The sequence below is a fragment of the Ramlibacter sp. genome, assembly GCF_035706265.1.
GTDB lineage: Bacteria > Pseudomonadota > Gammaproteobacteria > Burkholderiales > Burkholderiaceae_C > Ramlibacter.
This window is the reverse complement of sequence record NZ_DASSVG010000635.1, coordinates 1-4,549: the sequence shown is the minus strand read 5'-3', so window position 1 is coordinate 4,549 and position 4,549 is coordinate 1. Positions and strand designations below refer to the sequence as shown.

Annotated in this window: 4 protein-coding genes; all 4 read right to left on the bottom strand. The window is 68.4% G+C overall.

Annotated elements, in window-relative coordinates; genetic code table 11:
• Positions 1–714, bottom strand: a 714-nt coding sequence (locus tag VFM98_RS22880) for an acyl-CoA dehydratase activase (protein WP_325112198.1), incomplete at its 3' end; no start/stop codon positions are given.
• Between the two features lie 9 nt (positions 715–723).
• Positions 724–1,536 carry an acyl-CoA dehydratase activase gene (locus VFM98_RS22875; protein WP_325112197.1) on the bottom strand — a complete coding sequence of 271 codons (813 nt, stop codon included), beginning with the start codon at positions 1,534–1,536 and terminating at the stop codon, positions 724–726.
• A complete protein-coding gene (locus VFM98_RS22870; protein ID WP_325112196.1) occupies positions 1,533–2,888 on the bottom strand; it encodes a 2-hydroxyacyl-CoA dehydratase family protein in 1,356 nt (451 codons plus the stop codon). Before VFM98_RS22870 ends, VFM98_RS22875 begins: the two co-directional genes overlap by 4 nt.
• Before the next feature lie 14 nt (positions 2,889–2,902).
• Positions 2,903–4,078: a 2-hydroxyacyl-CoA dehydratase gene (locus tag VFM98_RS22865; RefSeq protein WP_325112195.1), complete on the bottom strand. Its 1,176-nt coding sequence runs from the start codon at positions 4,076–4,078 to the stop codon at positions 2,903–2,905.
• Positions 4,079–4,549 lie beyond the last annotated feature (471 nt).

Genomic DNA, 4,549 nt, shown 5'->3' with positions numbered 1-4,549 from the left:
GACGTGGAACTTCTCGCCCAGCGCCTCCTCGAGCGCCCGCACCATCGCCTCGTTGCGCGTCATGCCGCCGGTGAGCATGTAGCCCGGCTCCAGCCCGACCCGGCGCATCAGCTGGATCGCCCGTCCGCCCAGCGAGACCATGGCCCCCATCATGATGTCCTCCGCGGGGATGCCGTTGGACAGGTGGTTGATCACCTCCGACTCGGCGAACACCGCGCACACGCTGCTGATCGCCTTGGGCGCGGTGGAACGCAGCGCATAGGGGCCGATGTCCTCGGTGGTCAGGCCGAGGTAGCGGGCGGTCTTCTCGAGGAAGGCGCCGGTGCCGGCCGCGCACTTGTCGTTCAGGCGGAAGGCCTTCACCCGCCCCTGCTCGTCGACCTTGATCGCCTTGATGTCCTGGCCGCCGATGTCCAGGATGGTGCGGGTGTCGGGGAACAGGTGCACCGCGGCCTGGGCGTGCGCCGTGAGTTCCGTGATCTGCGCATGGCGGTAGGGCACGGTGTAGCGGCCGTAGCCGGTCGCGCCGACGTAGGTGATGTCGCCGCGCTGCAGGCCGGCGTTGGCCAGCAGGTCCTCGAACACCGCTTCCGAGGCTTGCGCCAGCTTGAAGCCGGTGCGCCGCACGGCGGTGCCCACGACCTTGCGGTCGCCGTCGAGTGCGATCGCCTTGGTGTAGGTCGATCCGATATCGAGTCCAACAACGTAGATCATCGTTTCTCCTCAGGCGTGGGCCGCGGCCGGCTCGGCCGCCGGGGCGAAGACGTGGTCGCGGGCGAACAGCGCCGCACCCAGCGCACCGCAGAAGTGGGCGTCGGGGCTGACGTTGATCTTCAGCCCCACGGCCTCCTCCAGCAGCTTGACCATCGCCACGTTGCGGCTCACGCCGCCGGTGAAGGTGACTTCCGAGTGCACGCCGACGCGGCGCGCCAGCGAGACGCAGCGGCTGGTGATCGCCTGGTGCACGCCCATCAGCACGTCCTCGGGCGGGATGCCCTTGGACAGGTGGCTGATGATCTCGGACTCGGCGAACACCGTGCAGGTGGTGGTGATGCGCACCGGGTTCTGCGACTTCAGCGCCAGCGGCCCGAGGTCGCCCAGCGACATCTCCAGCGCGTACGAGGCGGCGCCGAGGAAGCGGCCGGTGCCGGCCGCGCACTTGTCGTTCATGGTGAAGTCGGCCACCTGCCCGTCGGGCTTGACGGCGATCGCCTTGGTGTCCTGCCCGCCGATGTCGATCACGGTGCGGGTGTTGGGGAACAGCGCGACGGCGCCGCGCGCGTGGCAGGTGATCTCGGTGACCTGCTGGTGGCCGAAGGACACGTTGTAGCGGCCGTAGCCGGTGCTGGCGATGCGCGCCACCTGCTCCTCCTGCAGGCCCGCGTTGGTCAGGGCCGCGCGGAAGGCATCCTGCGCGATCGTGACCATGCTGGTCTCCATGTCGAGCAGGGCGCGCCCGACCAGCTTGCCGTTCTCGTCCAGGATCACCGCCTTGGTCTGGGTGGATCCGACGTCGACGCCTGCGATGTATTTCATTGCTGGCTCCCGTCGGCGATGGCCGCCTGCGCGCGCGCCGAAGGCGCCGGCCCGCCGCGCTGGTGCAGCGATTCGAAGAAGGCGTCGACGCGGTTCTTGATCTGGGCGTCGGACCAGTAGCGCGGATCGATCAGGTCGGATTCGACGTAGAGGCTGGGAATGTTCATGCGCTGGTTCAGGTAGTTGCGCGTGTCGGCCATGCCGGAGGAGACGAAGCGGCAGCTCTTGATGCCGTGGAAGACGACGCCGTCGACGTCGTATTCCTTGATCTGCTGCGCGAGGCGCTCGTGGGCGAAGAACTGGTTGGACAGTCCGCGCTGCGCCGCCAGGGCGGAGATCTCGGCCAGGCTTTCCAGCGGCCGCGAGGTGTCGTAGACCATCTCGCCGGCATCCATGCCTCCGGCGGCGAAGGTGAGGTAGTCGGAATACGCGAACACGCCGCCCCAGCTCTCGAACAGTTCGACCAGCCGGCGCATCGAGACGTAGCACGGCGTGCCCGAGAAGAGCAGCCGGAAGCGCTCCTCCTTGACCCGGCCCTCGCCGCGCGCCACCTTGGCGCGCAGCTGCTCCTCCAGCCGGCGCATGAACTCCACGCCTTCCTCGGTGCCGCGGTAAACGTTCATGATCCCGATGTAGGTCAGGCCGTCCAGCATCGCGTTGTAGGGCGCAGGGCAGACCCGGTTGAGCGCCATCACGTTGTTCCAGTGGTAGACCATGCGGTTGACGCGGTCCTGCACCTGGGCGAGCTTGTCGAAGTCGAAGCGCTTGCCGGTGATGTTCTCGCAGCGCGTGATCAGGTCGCGGAACTGCGACTCCACCCATTGGGAGTCGGCCATGTGCTGGGCGTCGCCGCGGCGCACCTGCCAGTTCGAACCGCGCTGGCCGGGCAGGTCCAGCGTGAAGGTCGGCGTCTTGAGCATGCGCTCCCAGATCTCGCCCCACTTGATGAACGTGCTGCACATGTTCGAGGTGATGGCGATGTCGGCGTGCGGGATGGTGCCCGCCGGGTGCTTCTGCTGGCGCAGGATCAGGCCCACGTCGGCCTTGACGTAGGAGCACACGTCGGGCGAGTAGCCGTAGTCCTCGGATTCGCGCAGGTAGCCCTCGGAGACCTTCTTCACCCCGGTCTGCAGCGAGTTGATCTCGGGGAACACCAGCTGGAAGTCGAAGCTGCGCAGGATCTCGATGGCGTTGCCCATCACGAAGACGTTGGCGACCTTCTGGCCGCGCTCCTTGGCCTGCTCCAGGCCGGCGTACCAGGCCTTCATCAGGCGCTGGCCTTCCTGGATCGGGTTGAATTCGTCTGCCGGTGCGGCCTGCGCTTCGGCGCGTTCGAGTGTTGCGGTGGTCATGGGCGGCTCCGGTGTCAGGCGGTGGCGAAGAGGAGGGATTCGGCGAAGGTCTCGAGCTGCATCGCCATCTGCTCGAACGAGGTCATCTTTTCCTCGAACTCGAGCACCAGGTACTGCACGCCCACCTCGTCGAGGTGCTTGGACCAGGCCACCTGTTCGTCCAGGCCGGGCTCGCAGAACTTGGCCGCCGTGACGATCGCCGCGTCGGCCCGGCTGGAGGCGAGCATGTCCATCAGGTAGCCTTCCTTGGTCTTGCGCTCGTCGTGCTGCACCGGGCTGGCGGCGGAGCGCTGCACGAAGCTCTCGGCCAGCGCCCAGATCGGGTCGCCGGTGGAGGGCACGTCGTTGGTGATCCAGCGCAGGCCGATCAGCAGGTCGTCGTCGACCACGTAGCAGTTGTCGTCGATCGCCTCCAGCATCTCCAGCGGCGGCTGCTCGCAGAAGCCGCCGACGAACACCACCCGCGGCTTGTCCTGGGCGGCGCGGCGGCGGGCGCGGATGGCGTCGAGCGCGCGCTCCAGCAGCGCGTTGTGGGCCTCGCAGGGGATGCGGGTGCGCGCGCGCAGCAGCAGGTAGGACTCGGTGCAGCTCACCTTCCAGGGTTCGTCGCGGCGGATGGCGTACAGCTCGCGCAGCAGCTTGCGGTTGCGGTTGTACGCGGCGATGCTGGCGCGCAGCTTGGTGTCGCAGGCCTCCTGGCCCGAGCGGCGCTCGAGCTCGCCGCGCAGCCGCTGGTACTCCGCGGCCACGAAGCGGATCGCGCCGGGCGTGTTGGGGTTCTGCGGCAGGTACAGGATCTGGGCGAGCTGCTCCGGGATGTTGCGCGACCAGATGCCGGCCAGGTGCTTGGCGGCGTCGCAGATCGGGTGGGTGATGAAGCCCTTCAGCCCCTGCAGCTGCCCGTTCAGGCCCATCTCCGTGGTGGAGCGGCAGATCGAGCAGATGAACGAGCCCATGTGGGCGTCCGCGTGCTTCAGCTCCAGCTTGTTGCCGCCGCCGAGCACGTTGACCGGCAGCAGCCCGGCGGCGTGCGCGATCTCCTCGGGGAAGTAGACCGGGAAGTGGCCGAGCGTTCCCGTGAAGCCCGCCGGCAGCGCGTCGTCCGCCGGGGGCGGCGACTGCCGCAGGTTGTTGCAGTACTCCAGGATCTCGTCCAGCCCGGCTTCGGGGTCCAGCGCTTGTGTCTCCATGCCTCGCTCCATCTAAATCGGTATTGCAGTACCGGAATACATATATTGCCCCGGCAGCCGGTTGTGGGTTTTTGACGTGGATCAAGGTTCCGGGTCGCCGGCGCAGCAGGGACGGACCAAGGGGCTGCGCTACAACCCCGGCCCGGCCGATGGGCATGCCTGGGCTGGCCGGCAGCCCCTCGCCCGGCCGATGCGGCCGCCGGGATCCCGCCGCGTGGGATAATTCCGCCCCTGCCGCGCGCACTCGCATCCGCGCAACAGCGCGCGTTGACAGCCCGGGCCCTGCCCCGCACAGTGGCCCGGCCCCCTACAGCCCCTGGATCTACACCATGACCCGCTGGACCCGAACCGCCCTCGTGGGCCTTTCTTTCGCCGCCTCCGTGGCGTACGCGCAGACCGTCGTGCGCGAAGCGCCGAAGGACGTCAAGCCCGGCGTCATCGCCGTCAGCGCGACGCCGCCCCTGATCGCCG

Excerpts from the sequence above, each read along its gene's own strand:
- VFM98_RS22875 (WP_325112197.1), bottom strand. The coding sequence starts at position 1,536 with ATGAAATACATCGCAGGCGTCGACGTCGGATCCACCCAGACCAAGGCG.
- VFM98_RS22865 (WP_325112195.1), bottom strand. The coding sequence starts at position 4,078 with ATGGAGACACAAGCGCTGGACCCCGAAGCCGGGCTGGACGAGATCCTG.
- VFM98_RS22870 (WP_325112196.1), bottom strand. The coding sequence starts at position 2,888 with ATGACCACCGCAACACTCGAACGCGCCGAAGCGCAGGCCGCACCGGCA.